Raw genomic sequence first — 18890 nt, 5'->3', positions numbered from 1 at the left:
AGTCTCAGTTTTTTTCCAGCGCCTTGTCTAGGAACAGCAGGTCACGGGCCTTGGCGCCGATGGTGGCGACGGTTTCGCTCCCCAGGGCGCGCAAGGTGGCGTCGCTGACCAGGCCTTTCCCGTCGCGGGCGAAGGGCACGTCGTCGCGGTTTTCCACCCCCACCAGGAACATCTGACAGGCCAGGGTGGGGGCGGTTTCGTCGCTGAACTGCTTTTGCGCGGACAGCTTCAGGAAGCGGGGGCTGTGTTCCTTGGCCACCTCTTGCAGGTCGGCATAGCTGGCCAGGTCTTCCATCCAATGCTTGACGCCTTCCGCGTCATCGCCATTGGGGATCAGGGTGATGTCGGTGACGCGAGCGATCAGCTCATGCCAGGCGGGCCGGTCCTCCGCCACGATCTTGGTATCCACCACCTCCCGCAGGGCCGCCACCAGCTGTTGCGGCGCCGGGGACATGGCGTTGTGCTCCGCCAGCAACCGCCGCCACTTGGCGCGGTCGGGGAAGCCGCCCACGCGGATCAGATAGACGGGGGCGGTGTCCACCTTGGCCTCCAGCGCCTCGATCCTGTCGGCCAGGGCGCGGGCCTGGCCCGACACCGCGTCCGCATCTGGGGGCGGGGCGTCCGGACCATCGGCGGGCGCGGGGTCCGCGTCCTGTTTGTCCAGGGCGGCGGCCTGGGCACGGAGGGCGTCCAGTTCCTCGCGGGCGGGGCAGAAGCGGAACGGTTGATCGGTGGTGACGGGCAAGGGGCTGTCGACCCGGGCGCGCATGGCCATGGCGGGGTGTCCTTTGATCGGGATATCGGGATGGGGGATCGGGATGGGAAAGGGGCGGGCGGCGCTCCCGATCAAACGCCGCCCGCCGTCAGGGCCGCCAGCAGCGGACGCGGATGCAAAGACTGCCTGCCCAAGTTGGGCAGGCAGTCTTTCCGGCGGCCCTGAGCCGGGGTCAGTAGAAACAGAGGCCCATGCCACCATCGGCGATGGCCGTTTTGAACTGGTTTTGGGCCATCAGCTTGCCGCTGTCGTTGCTGGGCTGATCACTCAGGATTTGGTTGGCGCCCATGGTGCAGGCCCAGCGGTTGCCCGCCACCGTGCCGCCGCGGGCGTGCAGGCTGCGCTTGGTGCCTGCCCGGAAATCGGTCATCAGGTCGCGGGTGGCGATCAGCGCCTCGTTGACGTTCAGCTGGCCGGTGGTGCGGCGTTCAGTGATGATGGGGATGCCGTAGCCGTCCTGCGCGTTGGGATCGTCGGGGAAGACCACGGTGTTGCCCACGTCCAGCGTCATCTGTTTGCCGGAGATGAGGTTGGACCCCAGGGTGAAGGCGCCACCCACGCCGCCACGCCACGACACCGGACGGGTGGTCTGATAGTTCAGGTTGGCGGCGGCCGGGGCGGACGCCGTCGTCTTGCTGACGAACAGGCCGGAGAAGGTGAAGGACATCTTCACCGCCTGGCCGCTGCTGAAATCGAATTTCACGGTGCCGCAGCAGCCGACGAATTTCCACAGCAGCTGGTCCATGTAGACGTATTGCGTCAGGTAGGTCTGCGCGCCGCTGGACGGCAGGTAGAGGACGTTGACCGGCACCTGGACCAGGGCGGACGTTGTCAGGGCCGCGCCCAAGGTGTCCGTCAGGGTCGCGACACGGCCCACGGTGTAGTCGCTGATGAAGGACAGGGCGCTGGACGGGGCGCCGCTGATCATCAGGGGCATGTAGCGGTACAGCTGCGCCGTCGCGGCGAAGGGCGCCGCGAGCGTGGCCGTGGTGGTGGTGCCGGCGCTGATGGCGGTGGGGGCGCCCACGGCGGCGGCGGTGACGATTTCACTGAACTGACAGGCCTTGAGCAACTTGCCGAACTCAGGCGCGGTGCCGGGAGTGCCGCTGCCCTTCAGATAGACGTCAAAGCTGATCTGGCCGTTCAGGCCGCCCACGATATCGTCCAGGCTGTCCAGCCCGCCGGTGACCTCATGGGTTTGGATGTTGTTGGCGTTGAAGCTGATGGACAGGTTTTCCACCAGCACCTCATCCGTGCCGGCCACGGGGGCGGCATCGGTGCCGGCGGTGGTTTCCACCTTCGCCAGGACGACGGAATTGCGGGCACGCATAACAAGGGCCATGGGGGGTTACTCCTTCGTGCTGCCGCCGGCCGTGTCATCGGCGGGCGGGGCCGCCGGGGCATCCGGGGGCGGGGTGGTGTCGCGAACGGCGTTCGGGGCGGTGGGGATGGCGGGGCCAGGGTCGGGGGCAACCGGCGGGGTGGCGGAATAGCCGTCGCCGTCCAGGTAATAGGTCGCGGCGTCCCGGCCCGCCGGAAGGGCGGGGGACTGGTCTGGGGCTGTCATAGGGGATGCTCCGGTGGGGCGCCGGGTCAGGGGGCGAGGGCGTATTGGTCACCCGGCCGGGTCCAATACTCCACTTGGACGGTCACGAAGACCTGTGCCACGCGGGCGGCACCGGTGATGGGCGGGTCCTGGTCCACCTCCACCTCCACCGTGTCGACGGCCAGGTCACCCAGGGTGGGGTCACGCTCGAATTCCTGCTGTATAGCGGGGCCCAGGTCCGCCAGTGCGGCGTCCACATCGGCATCAGCCGATTTTCCCTTGCGGCGGACCGTCGCCAGGACGGACAGCACCAGGTGATTGCGCTGGACGGCGGCGGACACCTGTTCGGAGGGCGGGCCCTTCAACACCACCAGGTTCAGGGCGGCGGCATCATCAGGCGCGCCGGTCGCGCCGTCACTCAGATCGCTTTCCAGGATGGTGTCGGCACGGGCGCGATAAATCTTGATGGTGTCCGCCATGTTTTCGGGCAGCACCCTGGGCAGCAGATGCCCCAGCACGTAGCGGATAAGCTGTTCCCGGACGGTGAGGCGGGGCGACGGATCGGTCATAGCGGCGACAGTTCCAAGTACCATTCCCGCCGCCGTTTGGTGGGGCGGGTCGGCTTTTCGACCAGATAGGATGCGCCGTCGACCACCAGGACATCGCCCTTGGCGGCAGCGGCCAGCTCGGCAACGCGGATGCGGGCGACGGTGGCCCTGGCGGTGACGCCGCCGCCGTTGGGGAACGAGTAATCCTTGTCCGGCTGAGCCCACAGCACCCGCACGGCCTGGGGCGCACCGCCATCGGGGGTGTAGACGCCGCCATAACCCAGGTTCGGGTCCGCGTACAGGCTGCCCAGGGCAATGTCGAAGACGTCGGGCATGGGCGATCACCGGATGGTAAGCAAAGGGCAGATAGCCGAAGGCCCCGGCCGCTGGGGAGCGGTTCGGGGCCTTCGGTGGGGGCAGTAAGGCAGGGGGCGGGGTCAGCTCTTGGTCAGACGGCGCATGTGCAGCGGGCGCAGGCAGAGTTGCAGGGGATTGGCCTGGACTTCAAAGGTCCTGCGGCTGGACGTCTGATTTTCCGGACGCTGAAGCATGTAGACGGGCAAGCCTTCGGTATTCACGAAATCCCAAGTGTCGGCCGGGGCGTTGTACTCATTGAACAGGCCAGGAACCCCAGCATAGAAGAAGCGCGCTTCGTCGGTCGGAATTGCCACCTTGCCGTCATCGCTACCGCGATAGTTCACCCAGACAATGCCGCCGTACTTGAAACTGTCGAAGGCTTCGTTCCTGCTAATCAATTCCGGGGCCTGTAGATTGCCCGTGGCCGCCACCTGCGCCGCCTTTGCGGTTTCCTTGTTGCTCCAGGCGTCGTCATAGAAGCCGTCGCCGCATAGCGCGATAGGCATGGCCGCCGTCAGAGGGAAGCCGTTCAGTGCTTTCGTGGCCAGGCGGCGCAGGGCGGTGCACGCCTTGCCGAAGGCGCGATCTTCGCCAGTATAGGAACTGAAAGCGAAGTTGACTGCCGCAGGACGCGCCACGCCGTAATGGACGAAGTAGTCCCACAACACCTTGGTGCCGTTCGCGTCATAAACGATACCGTCGATGGCACCCAGGCGATGATATTCCTTGGTGTACTCCAACGCCGCGCGCAGCCCCACGGGGCCTTCGACGCGCTTGTACACAAGGCGCTCCGCCGTCTGAAGCTGTCCGGCGGTGCCCAGGACGCGCACGCCCGCCACCTCATCCGCTTTGATCACCGCCTCACGGGCCAGACGTACCGTGCTTAGCACACGAAGGGTGCCCTTCGTGTTCTGCGACTGTTCGGCCGGGCCGCCACGTTCCGTGGCACTGATCAGCGTCAGGGCGCCATCCTCATCATCGAAGGCGACCTGGGTTGAGTAGACCCCTTCGGCGTTGAACATACCCAGGGAGCCCAGGAAGGAAGGCTGAAAGGGCACGTTGGTGTTGACGTAGTTGGTCATGGTCACGTTGGAAAACGCGTCACCGTTGAAGATGTCCATGGTCAAATCGGGCATGGGAAGCTCCCTCAGGGGTTGGCGCCAAGCCCCGGCGAGGGGCATGAATGCGCGTAGGTTTAGCGAACGGCGATGAGATGGGGCGCGGCGATCAGGTCAACCGCCGCCGCCGCCTTGCCATTGGTGGTGGTGCCGGGCAGGAAGCTGAGCTGTGCGCCGTTCACTTCCGCCAGTCGCGCGATAACCGTCGCCTGTTTGTCGCCGCCTGAGGCATCGACCCGGGCATAGTTGATGGCCCCGGCGGTATCGGTCCCGTGCGTGCCGCTTTCGGCGTAATGCACCCATTTCGAGATATCGGTGGCCCACGCCAGTACGGAGCCGGACTGGTAGGTGATGGATGTTTGCGCCAACGTCACGACGTCGCGCGACAGGCGGCCATTGGCTTCGGACACCAGGAATTCCCCGGGGTGCATGCCTTCGGTGAACACGGTGGGCATAAGGGCGTACTCCGTTTCTAGGGTGGCAAGCGGTTATTTCAGGCGATTGGCGCGGGCATAAATGGCCGCAACGTCGATGGCGGCGCCCACTTTCTTGACTGGATCCGGCGCGGCGGAGCGGATGGCGGGGGCCTGGCCCGTCAGCATCGCGTCCAGGATGGACTTGCGCGCTTCCGCCAGGGTGGCACCGGCCCCGATCAGGGCCTCCGCGGCGTCCGCCCTGATGTTGGGCGAGGCCTTGGCGGCGTCCGCCACCAGGGCCCGGATGCTGGACGCGGTGTCCAGCTTGGCCTTGACCGTGGTCAAGGGCGTGCCGGCGCTGATGAAGCCCGCCGCCAACTGGGGTGCACCGGCCTGGACGCAAGCGGCGACAATTTCGGCGGCCTCGGTACGGGCCGCCGTCACCTTTTCGGCGGCACCCTCATCCCCGTCCTCACCTTCGCCATCGGCGCCTTCGGTTTCGTCCCCGTCCGCGCCACCGGGCGTGGCCTCATCCTCAGCCGGATTGTCCTCCGGGGGCTCGACAGCAGTTTCCGTCTTGATGGGGCGGACGCCCTTGCCAGGCGCGCGGGTCTTCGGCAGGCCCATGATGATCTCCTTGTCTCTGGGGCGAACGGCGTTCGCGGGGGCTTGGCCGCCAGCGGACGGCACGGTGGTTCGGTTGGTGGCGCGGGCGCGAACCTCTTGGCGCAAGGCATCCATGGCATCCGCGAACACAAGGACGTCGTCCGCCAGACCGCTGGAAACGGCGTCGTGGTCGAGAAGCACGCCGGCCTTGGTGTCCAGCACCGCTTCCAACGACAGTCCGCGATGGGTGGCCACGCTTTGCGCGAATTGATCGCGGACGGAGGTGATGCGCGCCATGATCCGGACGCGCGCATCATCGGCAAGGGGCGCGTGATCCCACCCATCCACCTTGTAATCTCCGGCGAACAAAGCGGTATAGGCCAGGCCGCGCGCCGCATCCGCAGCGCTTTGGTCGATATGGACGGTCATCGCCCCGATGCTGCCCACCAGGGCCATGCGGGGCAGAAACACCCGGGAACCCGACGCGATCAAGCCGTAGGCGGCCGATCCGGCGACGGAATTCGCATACCCAAACACGGGCTTTATACCGTCCAGGGCGCGGAACGCGTCTGCGGTGTCCAGCATGCCATTGGCGACACCGCCGCCGCTGTTCACGTCCAGCATGACGCCGCCGACACGGGGATCTTGCGCCAGTGCGTCCGCCGTGGCGTTCAGGCTCTCATAGCTGGTCAGGCCGCAAGCCGCGTCCAGGAAGCCGAAACGGGAAACGAGGGTACCGGCGATGGAGACGATGGCCATGCCATCCTCCGTCAGGGCATATTCGCCCAGCCCGTCACCCACCTCAACCGTCTCGACCGCCCCCGCCAGGGTCAATGACGCTTCCCGGGCGCTTCTGGCCTGCGCCGCAAGGGTGGCGCCATCTTCCGCCGGGGCGCTGTCGGTGCGAACGGACATACCCAGGCGGGGCGCCAGCACCAGCAGCGCGGCGCGGGCGCGACCAGGCTCCATGCACAGGGTCAGGCCGGAGATGTATTCCGCAAGGCGGAAGCTCAAGGCACTCATGGCTTGTCCTCGGGTTCGGGATCATCCACCTCGGGGGCGGCCTCGGGCTGCATCTGGCCCCGGTTGTCGACCTGGCGGGCATTGGCGTCATAAACCAGCCCCATGCCCGCCGCGCGGGTCTGATCCCGGGCGTTTTCCGCGTCGATTTCGGCAGCGCTGCTGCGCCGGGCGGCGGCGGCGCGGGTGCGGCTGTTGATGCCACCCCGGATTTCCGCCAGGGTCGCCTGAACGTCCTGCAAGGGGTTGATGTAGGGCCATTCCTCGGGCAGCCAGGGCACGGCGGAACCGACGTAGTCGGCCGGAATGACGCCCACCAGCTTGGCCACCAGCACCCACCGGTTCCACACCGGGCGGCATAGCTGAAACACCATCAAGTGGTGCTGCAGCTGGCGGATGCGGCGTTTGAATTCATTGATCGCGGCGCGGTACAGACGGTCATTGCCGCTGGCATAGTCGCCGCGCAGCTGCTCATAGAGGATGCCCATGGCGGCGGCGATGGACTGCCACTGCTGTTTCAGGAATTCGGCATACTGGTTGCCGACGTCCGCCGGTTCGGCGAACTCGATTTCCTCACCGGGGTCCAGGAACTGGAGGGAGCCGGGCTCCATTTCCACATTCCCGACATTGTCGTCAGAGACGGCGGCCGCGGCGCCGAACATCTTGACCAGGTCGTCACTGTCCACCCCATCCTTGGGAAAGGGTCGCTTGACGAAGCCGACGAACAGGGCGGCCACCTTTTTCCGCACCACTTCGGCATCGTTGTATTCGGCGATGTCCTTCAACAGCCCCAGGATCGATGCCAGCCAGGTGATACCCCGGATCTGCCCCGGCCGGTCGGGGCGGAACAGATGGATGATTTCCGAGGCGGGGACACGGGTGGGGGTAAAGTTGTAGGTACCGGGGCTCAAATCCTCGGGATGGGTCGGCCATAGCCAGTAGGCCACCCGCTGGCCCTGGCCATTGAACTCCACGCCCTGGCGAATGTAGGCGCCGCCCCCCAGATCCTCATTCCTTTCGGTGGTCAGATACTCCGCTTCCAACACCTGGAGGCGGAGCGGCACGGTTCCGGGTATGGCGTTGTCGACCAGACGGAAGCGAACCAACACCTCACCCGCCTCGACCACGGCGGCAAATGCCTGATCCTGGATGCCGTAGAAATCCAGGGTGCCATCCAGCGCGCAGTCATCGGTCCATGCATTGAACGCCACCTTGACCGCTTCGTCCGCGATTTCCGGGACGATGCCGGTGCCGACGACGTTTGAGGTGAGGCGGTCGCGGATGGTCCGGGCGGTGGGGTTTTGCCGCATCAGCTCCCGCGTCTGACGACGCAGGGTGCCGGCGGAATAATCCAAGGCCGCGTTCGGCCCGATACCGGGGGCGCGCCAAGCGCGCGACCGGGGGCCGCGCCCCGCTGTCTGGTAGGGGGCGGAGGCGGAGCCGCCCATGGGCGTGTTCGCCATGGCTTGGGGATAGGTGGCGTCGACATACATGTCGGTCCCCTTCACCCGGGCGCGCAGGCGCATGGGAGGCGCCATCACCAGCCGCTCCGCGCACGGATCCGTACCGTGCGGGCCGCCGGGGCAGGGGCCGCCTCGGCTTCCATCTCCTTCTGCAACCGCCGCAGTTCATCGTCCGACCGATAGAGGATGTCCTCATCACCTTGCCGGACCCGGGCGACGCCACCCTTGCGCAGGCGCCGGATGGCGTCCGCGTCGTCTTTCGTGAATGCCATGTCAGGCCCCCCGGTTCATGAAGGAGGAAGAACGACTTGTGCGCCGCCTGGTCGGTTGAGAGACGGCGGCGGGTGGGGCGGACGATGATGGGGGAGGTTGGTCGGCTCCTGGCGGCGGCACGGATGGTGATGCGGCCACCTTGATGCGGACCGGCAGGCTCAGCAGGTCCCCCTGCACCTCGCGGGGACGGCGGGCCGCCGCCAGGGCGTCCCATTTGTCCTCATTCATGCTCATTTCATCGACCAAATGGGCAGCCAGGGCGCGGGCACCCACGAAGCAGTCCAAGCGATCGTTGGTGCGGTGCTTCTTCCACTCCCGATCCCCGTTTTCGTGGGTGATCAGGCTTTCGGCCGTCAACTCCTGGAAAAACGACAGGTCGCAGTAGGTGCCGAAATGGGGCAAGCCCTTCCAGGGCTGGCCCTGGGGGTCCAGGGGGCTCTTGGCGGCCCGCAAACGGCGGTTCAGGGCGCCGTAAAGCTCCAATTTCTGCCCCCAAGTGCCCACGGGCCACAGCAGGGTGCTGCCCATGGTCTTGCCTTGGAAGGTGATCTTGACCTTTTTAGGCTTGCCAAGGGGCGGCATGACGCTGTTCTTCTCTCCGCCCCGGCCATCGGTGGCGAACATCTTGTCGAAGCCGGCCCGCTTTTGATCCCGCACGAAGCGATAGACCCGATGCGAGATGTAGCCGGTGTCCACGCCCGCCGCGTCCAAGGGCCAATGCTGACCGAAGCTGTCCATGAGGGGGCGGCGAACGACGTTCGCCAGCTCCGCCCATACCGCATCCTGGGTAGGGTCGCCCTCAATGGTGCCGCCGTCGACGTGCCAGCACTCGAAGTCCCGCCCCCAGCCGTAGGCATCCCATTTCAGCCCATACCCTTGGACGTCACAGAACAGCGTGGAGAACAGGGCGCCCGGGGGCAGGGTGCGCAAGGGGTAGTCTTCGACCAGGGCCGCCAGCTTTTCAGCGTCCGGCGCGTCCCCCTTTTCTTCCCAGGCCACGCCCAGCACCTGCTGCGAATAGGCCTTCTTTTCCCTGTCGTCGCCCTTCTCGGCTTTCAGGCGGCGACCCCAGACGGAGTCCCAACTGACGTTCAGGGCGTAGGCCTGCCAGATATGGAACGACGGCTGGCGTCCGCAGGATGAGCGTCCGCGATAGGCGGACAACTGCGCGGGCAGCACCACGATGCCCGGGGCGCCAATATCCTCACCATTGTCGTTCGCAGGATCATCCCCCGTGGGGCTGGACGGGTAGGTTTTCAGCCATACCCCGCGGCGCAAAATGCTGTCCTTGTCGGTCGCCTCGATAACGCAGCCATTCCCCGACGCGCAGATGAAGTAGGCGCCGTAAGGGGCAGTGGACCGGCGCGCCCGCATGTTCTCCATTTCCAACCGCTGCAACGCGCCGCAGTGCGGGCACTCGACGTAGCGGCGGCGCTGGTCCCCAGCCTCGTATTTGGCGGTGACGCGGCACCGCCCCTTGATGCCGGGCGTGGCCACCCAATAGCACTTGGCCCCGATGGTGTCCTGATACGTGACGGTGCGGGCCAGAGCCTGGTCCAGCGGGTCGCCACGGCCGCCGACGTCCACCGGCCATTCGGAGATTTCCTCCCCGATGACGATGCGATAGCTGACCATTTGCAGCGCTTTCGAACTGCTGGCCGTCGCGATGACGGCATAACCGCCCTTGAAGCGCTTCGTGGTTTGGGTGGAGCTGTCCGCGTCCCGGCTCTTGTTCGCCCTGACCTTCTCCCGCAGGACGGCCGTCGCGTCGATGGTGGTCTGAAGCTTGATCTGAACGTATTTCTGTTGTTCAGACAGGCTGGGCAGGAGGATCAGGATGGGGCTGGGGTCCTCATCGATGATCTGGCCGACAAGGTTTAGGCCCGCCTCCGTCTTGGCGATCTGCGCGCTGCCGGTGAAGGTCACTTCCGTGCTGGGGTCCGCCATGGACAGGCATTCCATGACCTCCACCAAATGGGGTGCCCGGTCGTTGGTCCATTTCACGTCCTTGCCCCGGGCGTACACGCTGCCGCTTTCGGCACCCACCATGCGCACTTCCTGCGCCCACTGCGGCACCGGGCGCAGTTTCGGGGGCTGGGCCCCCTCAATGACACCGGCGAGGAAGACGGCCTTGCCGCTCGCCATGTGTGGGAAGCGTTCAGCGAGCGCCAAGCTCATCGAGCGCCTTCCGGACTATCTTGACGAATTCATCTTCCGCCTTGTGATCCGCTTCCGTCAGGATCCGCGTCGCGGTCACCACGTCCGGAACGCCCACCAGGGCGGAGGCAAGCTCCGGTATCCGGGACAGGTGCGCCTGCCGCAGGTATTGCCCCACCTCGAAGCCGGCATCGTGGACGTCTTCCACCGCGACCAAACTGCGCTCGCGTTCCATCAGGTCCAGTTCGGCCTGCGATGCCTGCGCTTCGGCCTTGCGCAACTGCGCCTTGCCCATCGCGCCGCCCCGCGTGACGGGGGCGTCCGCCTCCAAATCATCCCCACGGGCGGGGATACCGCGGGCGAGCTGGGCGGCGCGCTGCTTTTGCGGGTCCATCTCGTTTAGGCGGACGGCGATCACCTCATCCAGGTCAAGCAGGGGGCGGGCGTCGGTCCCGTAGTTGTTGTACTTCCGCGCGGACAGCTGGCGGCTGAGGGTGGAGTAGGAAACGGGGTGGCCTTCCTCCTTCAGCACCCGGGCGGCCTCGCGGACACCCATGAGGCGGCGTCCCGCGCTCAACAAGTCGCCTGTCATGGCTCAGGGGCGCCTGTTGCAGCCCGTTGCAGGCGTTGCGCCCGTTGCACCACCCTGAAACACCCCAGCTAGAAAACAAAAACGCACAAGTTGCCCGTATTCCGCCTGAAAACCCAGGGACCCCCAGGGGGTGGCGGGGTGGGGGGCGGGCACGGGGGTGGTGCGGGCATGCGGGGGCACTCCGGCGCGGGCGCTGGGGTGGGGCATGGGGACACCTATGGGCTGGGGCCAGAAACGACGACGCCCGGACGGCCTTTCGGCCCCCGGGCGCTCTTGTCGAACTGTGCCTGAAACCTACCTCAAGGCGTCCCCAACCGTCAAGAGGTTGTCCCCGACGCCATCGCGGACCCTAGATCGTGTGCGGCGCGGGGGCCGGCGGGGCCGGGTAGAGCTTAAGGGCCCGCGCTACCGCCGCCCCCACCGTGCCGCGACGAACCCCCAACGCGGCGTTGATGGTGGAACAGCTCACGCCCTGGCAGATGACCAAGAGGCAGGCGGACGCCACGGTGATGTCCACCCCATCCGGCCGGGTGCCCAACAGCGCCGTAACCGCCGGGTCCATCAGCCACCGGTCCAGCGTGGCCGCCGCCGGGTGCAAGCCGCTGATGGGCGCGACCGGCACATGCCCGCCCCCCTTGCCGCCGTCGACCTTGATGACCGAGGGATCGATGGCACCATGCCCGGCCCACCCGTGGGCGGTGTGAGACGCGACGATGGCGCGGATTTCGTCGGCGCTGCGGATTTCCGCCGCCCCCAGGCTGCCCTTGGCCAGCATGTGCTGTAGGGGGTCCTGGTGCCCCGGCCCGGCCACGCGCTCCTCTTTCAGCCGCGCCGCCTGGTCAACCCGGGCGGCACGGGCGCGGATGGCATGGGACCGGCGCATCAGCTCCCCGTCCAGCAGGCCCTGTAGCCGGCCGATCACGGGATCGATCCAGGGCGCATCGCACGGCGACCGCTCCGCCTGTTCGCGCAGCAGCGCCTGAACCGCCAGCACGTTCTGCCGCGCGCCTTCCCCGGGCAGGCCGTCCATCATCAGGGCCGTCTTGACCAGCGACATCAGCTGGCCACCCCGGCACAGCGCCAGGGCCAAGGCGCGGGCTTGCGTCAACGCGTCGGCGGCGGGCATCGCCAGTCCGGCAGGGGTGAAGGGCACCACGGTTTCAGTCATCAGCAACCCCATCATCGGTTGCCTTACACCCCCGGGACCTACCGTAAGGCCGGTGTAAGGCTGTTAACGAATTGATATGAAACAGGTAAGTGTTAATTCCTTACAGTCCTTACACCCTTACATAAGGTTATCTTCACGTATGCGTGTGTGTGAAAGGGCGCGCGCGGGCGCGCACATGTATGGGGGTGGGTGTAAGGGCCGTAAGGGCGTAAGGGATCAGCAAAAGTCATTGACGGATCAGCGGCTTGATGCCCTTACGCCCGCGTAAGGGCAAGCCGGCGGGTGCGTAAGGCGGGCCCTGCGCGCGGGCGCGCGAACGCCATTCGGGGTGGGCCGGAGCGCGAGGGCGGACGATGGGGGTCATTCCGCCGCGTCCTCCCAACCCGCGCCGAAGAACTGCCCTTCGGGCAGCACGACGGAGAGCGGCAGCAGGGTGGCGCGCGTGAGCGATCCGCCGATGCTGATGCCGTTCTTGGTCACCTCATGGTCCGGAAAGCGCCGGAGCGCCTGGACCCACCCACCGGGTTGGCTGGCCTCACCCGCGTGCCAATGGGTGTCGGCGAAGACGGCGGCGATGCCGCTACCGCTGTTCGCGATGGCCAGGAACGGCCGCTGGTCCTCCCTGTCCAGGATGACGCGGATGCCGTACAGGCTGAGGGTTTGCTTGGCCTCCACCTTGTCGTGCGCGCCCACGGCGCTGCTGCCATAGGCGACGGTGTAGATATGCTGGCCGATGGTTCGTTTGGTGCCGCCGCGATAGACGTCGGCCACGTGCGTGGCCAGATGGTGGAAGCACTGTTCGTGGTCCGGCATGTCGCCGCTTTGCGCGGCGATGTGTTCGGCGGACAGCTCCGCCACCTCCCGCCGGATATCCAGCTCCGTGGGGATGCCGCCGCGCAGCACCAGGGTGGAACAGGCCAGCAAGGTGCCGAACACGTCACAGCCGCGCCCGCGATGCCCCTGCGCCGCCAGGGCTGTCCGGTAGGCTTGCAGGATGTCGGGCAACCTGCCCCATCCCTCCACCGCCGCGCGCAGCATGCCGGCCCCGATGTCCCGCAGGTGCGCCGCATCGAACTTGGGCGGGGGACCTGGGGGCAACTGGTCCAGTTCCAGAACGGCCAGGCGCGACCTGTCCTGTGATGACAGGGGCGGGATCAGGATGCTGCTGAACATGAAGCAACTTCGGATGGCGTATTCCGTGGGGTCGCCGTCCTTGCCGCCGCGCCTCAGCTTGCCGCCGCTCGCGGCGATGCGGGCCAGCTTGATGACGGCCTGGATCCGCTGTCCGTTGTGGGGTTCGGGTTCCAACTCGTCCAGGGCCACGCCCAAGGCCGCCTGACCCTTGGTCTGGTAGATGGACGCCGCCGACGCGTCAGCCGCCCGAAACAGCCATCGCCCCATGACGTGGTCCAGGATGTCGTCCTGCAAGGTCGATTTGCCCGTGCCCTTGTCGCCCGTCAGCCACACGACAGGGCGGAACCGCAACGCGCCGCCCAGCAGGGCTGCGACGATCCACCCCAGCATCAGCCGGGCGTCCAGGTCCCCCTCCTTCCGTTTCCAGTTCCATTGCTTCAACAGGCGGAGTAGTTCCGCCGCGGCGCTCCCGTCCCCCGGCCACGGTTCCTTGCGCGGTCCGAACAGCGGTTCGGCGGACGGATACACCATGTCGCCCAACAGGCCGGGGCGCTGGGCTTCGCCACCCATCACCACCAGGTTGCCCAGATGCAGGATCAGCTGCCCATGCTCATCCGTCCAGGCGCCGGCCCCGCGCACATGATCGCGTGGCGTCCACAGGCCGCGCTGGGCATTGGATGCCATCAGGTGTTCCGCCACGGCTTCCGCCCGCCATCCGGTGACGGCGCCGCCCTCCTTCGCATAGCGGGGGTAGTGGGCGTACAGCCACCCATGGCGGGGCGTGAACAGGCCCAAGAGCGAGGCCTTGCCATGCTCGCGGTCCAGCAGCTCGCGGAACTGGCGTTGAGCGTCGAGGTAGTAGTGGATGCCGCCGCTGTTGCCCAAGGGCGTCACCGGACAATCCTCGGGCAGCAGGCCGCGACGCCCGCCCCCACCAACGCCGCCATCATCGCCGTCCGCCGGGACGTACTCCTTGGCTTCCGCCAAGGCGGCCTCAAATGGCGATGGGGGAGGGCCATCGCCCCCGGCCCCTGCGCCGCCACTATCGTCCGCTTTCCGCTTACGCTTGCCCGTCTTCGCACCACCCCCCGTGACGGCTCCCATGACCTTCCGCGCCTCATCCTGCGCGGCGGCGGTCGCCTCGGTGGGCGCTCCGGTCACGGCATCGGCCAGGCCCGCCTTGATGATCGCGTCACCCACGGACGCCTCCACCATGGACTGCCCGGCGGCGGAACCAAGGATGACCAGGCGATAGGCACCCCCCCCCGGTATGCGGGATAGTCGCGCCTTGGGGTTGGCAAGCGCCACCACCACGCCCGCCATCTCCGGTGTCAGCTTTTCGGCAACCTCAGTCACGCGCGCACCTTCTGGCCGGCATTGGCCGGCATCAACGTTTCGGCTTCCGTATCCAGGCGGCGCTTCGCCATCCGCGCCCGCGCGCGCCACAGCGGGTAGCTGTCGACCAGGGCGACGAGGCGGCCGTACAGCACATCCACCCGCATGCGCTTGGTGCTCCGGATGCCCAGGGCCACCTTGACTTGCTGGTCCAGCACGGCCAGGGCGCGGTCCTCCGCCGCCATGAGGGCGAACGCCAGTACCCGCGCCTCATCCAGCGATAGGGGGGCGAAGGGCGCGGCCGTCATGGCTTCACCCCCGGGGGAATGGGGACATGGGCCACGCTGACGGCCCGCTTGCCGCCGTTCGCCAGATGCCTCACGGCCCGGTCCAGCGCCTGGGGCGGGGCATCCTGCTTCCACAGGCACAGCACCACCCGGTCGACCGTGTCCGGCAGGCTCATTTCGGCGGCGGCATGCAGGGACCGGGCGGCCCACAGCGGTGCCGCGCCTCTCTGCGCCAGGGCATACAGCCCCAGCTCCACCCCGATGCACAGCGTCAACGGCCCATCCGCCATGGGCGTCAGACGTAGGGGCATGCCCTTCACGGTGCCCAGGCCCTGCCGGTCAAACAGCATCTGCCCGGTGATCGCCGTATCCCACACCTCTTGCCGGGCGCGACCGCTGGGGGCGATGAAGGTGCACAGCACCCCTTCCACCCGCTTGTCCGCGCCCACCGCCGCCACCAACGCGGGCCATGGGCCCAATTCGACCATCCGCCCCTCCGCCCAATGGCGGTAGGGGGCGACCGCCGCGCGGACGGTGGGGGGCACATCGCCTGGCCCCAGGCCAAGCGCCGCGACATAGGTCAAGACGGCCGGTGGGGCGCGCGGATCGGTCAGGGGCAGGGCGTGAGCCCAGGTGCGCCGTGCGGCATCCTGGCTTTGCTGCCGCCGCGCGCCGCCGGTATCGGCTTTGGGCGCCCCAGGGGCGGCACCCGGGATCGCGCCAGGGGCCACCCCAACACGGCCATCAGCGGCAGGCGGACGGCGCGGCGGCGGGGCATCGGCCGGCGCCCGGCGCTCCGCCGGCTTGCGCTTGTGCTTGTCGGCGATGCCGGCCTTTAGGCCCTCCGTCACGCGGTTTTCCAGCTGGGGCAGCGTCCATTTTCCCCGCTTGGGGTCATAGTTCCGGGACATGGCCAGGGCCGCCGCCAGCAACTGCTGTTCAGCGTACCCATGGGGAATTTCACCCACCCCCACCAGCTGGCCGATGTAGTAGGCGGCACTGTTCAGCGCATGGTTCTGCCCCCCGGGCGGGGTGCCGGAAACCCGGGCGCATTCGTCGTCTATCGCCTTCCTGGCCCTGGGGCTGATCAGCGAAACATCGTACGCCCGGGGTTCTGGCGGCCGATCCTGGGGCGGCTTGTCCGCCGGGGGCGACATCAGCTTGTCGATCAGCCATTGCGGCGCGTCGGCAAGCGGCAGGTTCTCGGGCGACCGTTCGGGGTGCCATTGATACAGCGCCTGGTGCACCGGGTGGCGTGAGGGCGGCAGGACGATGTAGCCGCCATGGGTACGGGTATCCAGCCCGTCGCCCAACAGCCGCTCCACGCTGTTGGGCAGATCGATGCCGGCGGGAAACCGGAACAGCCAATGACGCCCCCCGCTGGGGGTTTTCTGCCCCACGGTTTTCGGCAGCGTCAGACCGCTTTCCGCATAGCCTCGCAGGGTGCGGTAACCGTTCTTGCCCTTGGCCTCATCAATGTCCGCGTCCAGGACAAACACGCCGCTATCCGGCCCGGTGGCCAGGCCGATATCGCTGTCTGGCCATCGTTCCCACCAGCTGGTGATGGTGTCCGGGTCGGCGCTCGCCAGATGACACCCGCCGCGTCCACGCTCCACAACCACAGGCCAGTGATCGCGGCGGGCCAGCTTGCGCGCCTGGTCCACCGGCGCCTCATCGGTGTAGGCGCAGGGGTAGGGCTTTTTCGTGCCGGGCCGCAGGGGGAAGACGCGCCACCCCCGGGCGGCATAGCTCAGTGCCGCCTGCAACCGGATGTCCACCTTGGCCATGGTCAGAAATCCTGCGCCGGATCAAGGTCCCCATCGCCATCCTTGGCCTGCGCCCGGTCCACGAAGCTGGGGCGTCCGCCATGCTTGCCCCGGCCGGAGCCGAAGCGGGGCGGACGCGGGCCGGTGGTGCGACGGCTGTCGGTGGCGGCGGGCGCCTTGGGGAAGGTGGCGCAGTAGGCCTGCATCGCGTCGCGCAGGGCCCACATCCGGGCCGGGCGCTCCGCCGCGCGCCCCGCATCGTCCATCGCGTCCAGGGCCGCCTGCGCGCATTCGGCCATCGTGGCGGCGGGCCCATCAGCCACACCCATGGTGGACAGCCTGTCGCGCAGTTCCGCCCGGTAGGGCGCGGGGTCCGCCACGAACCGGCTCACGGTCAGCAACAGGTTGATGCCGGGATCCAGGTCGCGTTCGGCGTAGGCGCGGAATGGGATTTCACCGGCCATGCAACACCCCCATCGCTATGGAGAACACCAGGAGAAAGCTGACGTAGGCGGCGGTGACGCCCGCCGCGAGCGCGAAGGCGCCCCACCAGGTCACAGGTGACAGGGCCCGCAGGGTCGCGCGCATCACGGCGCAGCGGATGCCCGCGAACGCCGTTCGCAGGGCGGTACCCAGGTGGGGTAGGGCGGCGGGCGCGGTCATGACGGCAACCCCGGCAACAGGGCCAGGACGTCGCGGCGCAGCTTGTCCATTTCGTCCTGCGCGCTGTCCAGGGCCGCCAGGATGCTGGCGGCTTCGGCCGGGGTGATATGCTCCCCCTGGTCGCCGTCGGGGTGCGTCGCCATGCGGATTTCCGTGGCGACCGCGCCGATGGGTTCCAGCGTGGCGATGAGGCGCAGGGCGGGCGATTGCGCCCCGTGGGCGTCCGCCCGCGCCGCGTCCACCCGCATCTGATGGTACCGCAGGAAGGGCGCCGGCTGGCCCGCGCGCACCATGGCCAGGTCCAGGATGATGGCGGCGGCCAGGGGTATCTGCCGGTCCGGGCTGTCCGGATCGGCCCAACGGCGGACAACCGCCGCGTCCCGGTCCACCAGGGCCGCCACGTTTTCCATGCGCAGCTGGCCCACCACCAGGTGGACGGTATCCTCCAATGACAATGCCGGACGGCGCTTGGTCATGACGGCCCCCATAGCCGGTATCATTTTTCAAAGGCGCGAAGTGATGCGCGCAATGCGCGCTCAAGTGGTAGTTCTGACCGCCTCAACCGGATCGGAGGGGCGGCGAAAATGGCGTGGAGTGAACAGGGGTGGATGCAGCGGTTACGCCGGCAGGCCGAGGCGTTGTCCCGGTCCGCCGACAGGCTGGACGCCGCGTCCCTAACCGCCGCCGACCCGTTCGAGGCCCACGTTCTGCGCCGGGCCGCTTTCGCCCTGGCCGACAGGGCGGAGAGCATTCCCTATGCCGGGATGGGCTGAGGGGGCGGGCATCGCCCGCAGCACCCGGCATAGCGGCGTGGCTGGGGCTTCCGGACGCTGCTGTCCGCCCGGCATGCCGGCGGACCTGGGCAAATCGGGCATGGCGGGCGCTCCCGGTCATTCTGCGGCCTCCGTCGCGGCCAACCCGGCACGCTCGCGGGCGGCTGACGCCAGATCCTCAAGAGTCACTTCAAGCCCGCGTCGCGCCGCCGCCTCCACCATCGGAAGCCAATATTCCGGCGGGATGGACTTTCGATGTTTCCAACAGGCAATACGCCCGCGCGTGACCCCAACGTCCTCCGCCAGGGCTTCGGGAGAGGGCCATGCCTCGATGATTGAGCCGTATGCCATGCCCAACGTATTGCGCAACGCAATTCAGATGTCAATGGCCTGTAGCAATTCTGAGGCCGTTGCGATGCCGGCCTTCGCCTCTACAATCCGCAACATGCACAGCACCTTCCCGGAACGCCTCAAGATCGCCCGCATCGCCGCCGGTTTCCGCACCGCGCGCGAGTTCACGGACACCCATGGGGTACCGTACGCCACGTATCACATGCATGAGAGCGGGCAGCGCTCCCCCGATCTGGACACACAGCGCAAATATGCGGCGATTTTCGGCGTAGACGAAGCTTGGATGGTTTTGGGGCGAGGTGACGGCCCGAAGGGTGCGCCGCCAGACCTGGGGGAAGAAGCCCCAGCATCGGCACCCAGGCAAACGTCTGAACAGCGGCGATTACTTGATCTGTGCGACCGTTTAAGGCGATCCATCATCAAGAACGACGTCCAACGGGCTATCCGACTTGCGGAGAGCGTTGCTGCCGACTTGCGCGTTGCGGAATTGGACAGCCAGGGTTCCGATAATCACTAGATTGCCCATGTCCGGCATCAGGTAT

Annotated in this window: 21 protein-coding genes; 2 read left to right on the top strand and 19 right to left on the bottom strand. The window is 67.5% G+C overall.

Annotated features, from left to right (window positions below; genetic code table 11):
- Positions 1-4: 4 nt before the first annotated feature.
- From FHS74_RS09795 to FHS74_RS09705, 19 genes are all read right to left on the bottom strand, one after another.
- Complete coding sequence (locus FHS74_RS09795) at positions 5-775, bottom strand: hypothetical protein (RefSeq protein ID WP_184799927.1); 771 nt, start codon at positions 773-775, stop codon at positions 5-7.
- A 172-nt stretch (positions 776-947) separates the two neighbouring features.
- Complete coding sequence (locus FHS74_RS09790) at positions 948-2117, bottom strand: phage tail tube protein (RefSeq protein WP_184799925.1); 1170 nt, start codon at positions 2115-2117, stop codon at positions 948-950.
- A gap of 6 nt (positions 2118-2123) precedes the next feature.
- The gene (locus FHS74_RS09785; RefSeq protein WP_184799923.1) at positions 2124-2342 is read right to left on the bottom strand and encodes a hypothetical protein; all 219 of its coding nucleotides are present in this window, start codon (positions 2340-2342) and stop codon (positions 2124-2126) included.
- 26 nt (positions 2343-2368) lie between these two features.
- Positions 2369-2890: a hypothetical protein gene (locus tag FHS74_RS09780; RefSeq protein ID WP_184799921.1), complete on the bottom strand. Its 522-nt coding sequence runs from the start codon at positions 2888-2890 to the stop codon at positions 2369-2371.
- Entirely contained in the window at positions 2887-3204 is a 318-nt protein-coding gene (locus FHS74_RS09775; RefSeq protein ID WP_184799919.1) for a head-tail joining protein, read from the bottom strand. Before FHS74_RS09775 ends, FHS74_RS09780 begins: the two co-directional genes overlap by 4 nt.
- A 102-nt stretch (positions 3205-3306) precedes the next feature.
- Complete coding sequence (locus FHS74_RS09770; RefSeq protein ID WP_184799917.1) at positions 3307-4362, bottom strand: major capsid protein; 1056 nt, start codon at positions 4360-4362, stop codon at positions 3307-3309.
- Positions 4363-4421: 59 nt separating this feature from the next.
- The gene (locus FHS74_RS09765) at positions 4422-4799 is read right to left on the bottom strand and encodes a head decoration protein (protein WP_184799915.1); all 378 of its coding nucleotides are present in this window, start codon (positions 4797-4799) and stop codon (positions 4422-4424) included.
- 33 nt (positions 4800-4832) lie between these two features.
- A complete protein-coding gene (locus tag FHS74_RS09760) occupies positions 4833-6389 on the bottom strand; it encodes a S49 family peptidase (protein WP_184799913.1) in 1557 nt (518 codons plus the stop codon).
- Positions 6386-7924, bottom strand: coding sequence for a phage portal protein (locus FHS74_RS09755; protein WP_184799911.1), 1539 nt, complete (start codon positions 7922-7924; stop codon positions 6386-6388). The genes FHS74_RS09760 and FHS74_RS09755 overlap by 4 nt, the downstream gene beginning before the upstream one ends.
- Positions 7924-8121: a phage head-tail joining protein gene (locus tag FHS74_RS09750; RefSeq protein ID WP_184799909.1), complete on the bottom strand. Its 198-nt coding sequence runs from the start codon at positions 8119-8121 to the stop codon at positions 7924-7926. The genes FHS74_RS09755 and FHS74_RS09750 overlap by 1 nt, the downstream gene beginning before the upstream one ends.
- A 1-nt stretch (position 8122) precedes the next feature.
- On the bottom strand, positions 8123-10300 hold the full coding sequence (locus FHS74_RS09745; RefSeq protein ID WP_184799907.1) for a phage terminase large subunit family protein: 2178 nt from the start codon (positions 10298-10300) through the stop codon (positions 8123-8125).
- The gene (locus tag FHS74_RS09740) at positions 10281-10835 is read right to left on the bottom strand and encodes a hypothetical protein (RefSeq protein WP_184799905.1); all 555 of its coding nucleotides are present in this window, start codon (positions 10833-10835) and stop codon (positions 10281-10283) included. The genes FHS74_RS09745 and FHS74_RS09740 overlap by 20 nt, the downstream gene beginning before the upstream one ends.
- 385 nt (positions 10836-11220) lie before the next feature.
- Entirely contained in the window at positions 11221-12039 is an 819-nt protein-coding gene (locus FHS74_RS09735) for a hypothetical protein (RefSeq protein ID WP_184799903.1), read from the bottom strand.
- 360 nt (positions 12040-12399) lie between these two features.
- Positions 12400-14529 (bottom strand): hypothetical protein, encoded by a 2130-nt coding sequence (locus tag FHS74_RS09730; RefSeq protein WP_184799901.1) that lies wholly within the window; start codon positions 14527-14529, stop codon positions 12400-12402.
- On the bottom strand, positions 14526-14816 hold the full coding sequence (locus tag FHS74_RS09725) for a hypothetical protein (RefSeq protein ID WP_184799898.1): 291 nt from the start codon (positions 14814-14816) through the stop codon (positions 14526-14528). The genes FHS74_RS09730 and FHS74_RS09725 overlap by 4 nt, the downstream gene beginning before the upstream one ends.
- Positions 14813-16582, bottom strand: coding sequence for a bifunctional DNA primase/polymerase (locus tag FHS74_RS09720; RefSeq protein ID WP_184799896.1), 1770 nt, complete (start codon positions 16580-16582; stop codon positions 14813-14815). The genes FHS74_RS09725 and FHS74_RS09720 overlap by 4 nt, the downstream gene beginning before the upstream one ends.
- Before the next feature lie 2 nt (positions 16583-16584).
- The gene (locus FHS74_RS09715) at positions 16585-17025 is read right to left on the bottom strand and encodes a hypothetical protein (protein ID WP_184799894.1); all 441 of its coding nucleotides are present in this window, start codon (positions 17023-17025) and stop codon (positions 16585-16587) included.
- Positions 17015-17224 carry a hypothetical protein gene (locus FHS74_RS09710; RefSeq protein WP_184799892.1) on the bottom strand — a complete coding sequence of 70 codons (210 nt, stop codon included), beginning with the start codon at positions 17222-17224 and terminating at the stop codon, positions 17015-17017. The genes FHS74_RS09715 and FHS74_RS09710 overlap by 11 nt, the downstream gene beginning before the upstream one ends.
- Complete coding sequence (locus tag FHS74_RS09705; RefSeq protein WP_184799890.1) at positions 17221-17700, bottom strand: hypothetical protein; 480 nt, start codon at positions 17698-17700, stop codon at positions 17221-17223. The genes FHS74_RS09710 and FHS74_RS09705 overlap by 4 nt, the downstream gene beginning before the upstream one ends.
- 108 nt (positions 17701-17808) lie before the next feature.
- On the opposite strand from FHS74_RS09705, the gene FHS74_RS09700 reads away from it, so the two are divergent.
- Together FHS74_RS09700 and FHS74_RS09695 are read left to right on the top strand one after the other, a co-directional pair.
- Positions 17809-17997 carry a hypothetical protein gene (locus FHS74_RS09700; protein WP_184799888.1) on the top strand — a complete coding sequence of 63 codons (189 nt, stop codon included), beginning with the start codon at positions 17809-17811 and terminating at the stop codon, positions 17995-17997.
- A 331-nt stretch (positions 17998-18328) separates the two neighbouring features.
- Positions 18329-18865, top strand: a complete 537-nt coding sequence (locus tag FHS74_RS09695; RefSeq protein WP_184799886.1) for a helix-turn-helix transcriptional regulator — start codon at positions 18329-18331, stop codon at positions 18863-18865.
- The last annotated feature ends 25 nt before the right edge of the window (positions 18866-18890 follow it).

The organism is Nitrospirillum iridis (genome assembly GCF_014205765.1).
Classification (GTDB): domain Bacteria; phylum Pseudomonadota; class Alphaproteobacteria; order Azospirillales; family Azospirillaceae; genus Nitrospirillum; species Nitrospirillum iridis.
Note: the sequence above shows the minus strand (reverse complement) of the source record. Positions and strands in the feature narration are given on the sequence as shown.

Bases quoted from the DNA above. Each gene is read 5' to 3' on its own strand.
- FHS74_RS09705 (WP_184799890.1), bottom strand. From the start codon at position 17,700: ATGACCAAGCGCCGTCCGGCATTGTCATTGGAGGATACCGTCCACCTG.
- FHS74_RS09720 (WP_184799896.1), bottom strand. From the start codon at position 16,582: ATGGCCAAGGTGGACATCCGGTTGCAGGCGGCACTGAGCTATGCCGCC.
- FHS74_RS09695 (WP_184799886.1), top strand. From the start codon at position 18,329: ATGATTGAGCCGTATGCCATGCCCAACGTATTGCGCAACGCAATTCAG.
- FHS74_RS09760 (WP_184799913.1), bottom strand. From the start codon at position 6,389: ATGAGTGCCTTGAGCTTCCGCCTTGCGGAATACATCTCCGGCCTGACC.
- FHS74_RS09770 (WP_184799917.1), bottom strand. From the start codon at position 4,362: ATGCCCGATTTGACCATGGACATCTTCAACGGTGACGCGTTTTCCAAC.
- FHS74_RS09740 (WP_184799905.1), bottom strand. From the start codon at position 10,835: ATGGGTGTCCGCGAGGCCGCCCGGGTGCTGAAGGAGGAAGGCCACCCC.
- FHS74_RS09715 (WP_184799894.1), bottom strand. From the start codon at position 17,025: ATGGCCGGTGAAATCCCATTCCGCGCCTACGCCGAACGCGACCTGGAT.
- FHS74_RS09785 (WP_184799923.1), bottom strand. From the start codon at position 2,342: ATGACAGCCCCAGACCAGTCCCCCGCCCTTCCGGCGGGCCGGGACGCC.
- FHS74_RS09790 (WP_184799925.1), bottom strand. From the start codon at position 2,117: ATGGCCCTTGTTATGCGTGCCCGCAATTCCGTCGTCCTGGCGAAGGTG.
- FHS74_RS09775 (WP_184799919.1), bottom strand. From the start codon at position 3,204: ATGCCCGACGTCTTCGACATTGCCCTGGGCAGCCTGTACGCGGACCCG.
- FHS74_RS09755 (WP_184799911.1), bottom strand. From the start codon at position 7,924: ATGGCGCCTCCCATGCGCCTGCGCGCCCGGGTGAAGGGGACCGACATG.
- FHS74_RS09765 (WP_184799915.1), bottom strand. From the start codon at position 4,799: ATGCCCACCGTGTTCACCGAAGGCATGCACCCCGGGGAATTCCTGGTG.
- FHS74_RS09700 (WP_184799888.1), top strand. From the start codon at position 17,809: ATGGCGTGGAGTGAACAGGGGTGGATGCAGCGGTTACGCCGGCAGGCC.
- FHS74_RS09750 (WP_184799909.1), bottom strand. From the start codon at position 8,121: ATGGCATTCACGAAAGACGACGCGGACGCCATCCGGCGCCTGCGCAAG.
- FHS74_RS09725 (WP_184799898.1), bottom strand. From the start codon at position 14,816: ATGACGGCCGCGCCCTTCGCCCCCCTATCGCTGGATGAGGCGCGGGTA.
- FHS74_RS09780 (WP_184799921.1), bottom strand. From the start codon at position 2,890: ATGACCGATCCGTCGCCCCGCCTCACCGTCCGGGAACAGCTTATCCGC.
- FHS74_RS09745 (WP_184799907.1), bottom strand. From the start codon at position 10,300: ATGAGCTTGGCGCTCGCTGAACGCTTCCCACACATGGCGAGCGGCAAG.
- FHS74_RS09735 (WP_184799903.1), bottom strand. From the start codon at position 12,039: ATGACTGAAACCGTGGTGCCCTTCACCCCTGCCGGACTGGCGATGCCC.
- FHS74_RS09795 (WP_184799927.1), bottom strand. From the start codon at position 775: ATGGCCATGCGCGCCCGGGTCGACAGCCCCTTGCCCGTCACCACCGAT.
- FHS74_RS09710 (WP_184799892.1), bottom strand. From the start codon at position 17,224: ATGACCGCGCCCGCCGCCCTACCCCACCTGGGTACCGCCCTGCGAACG.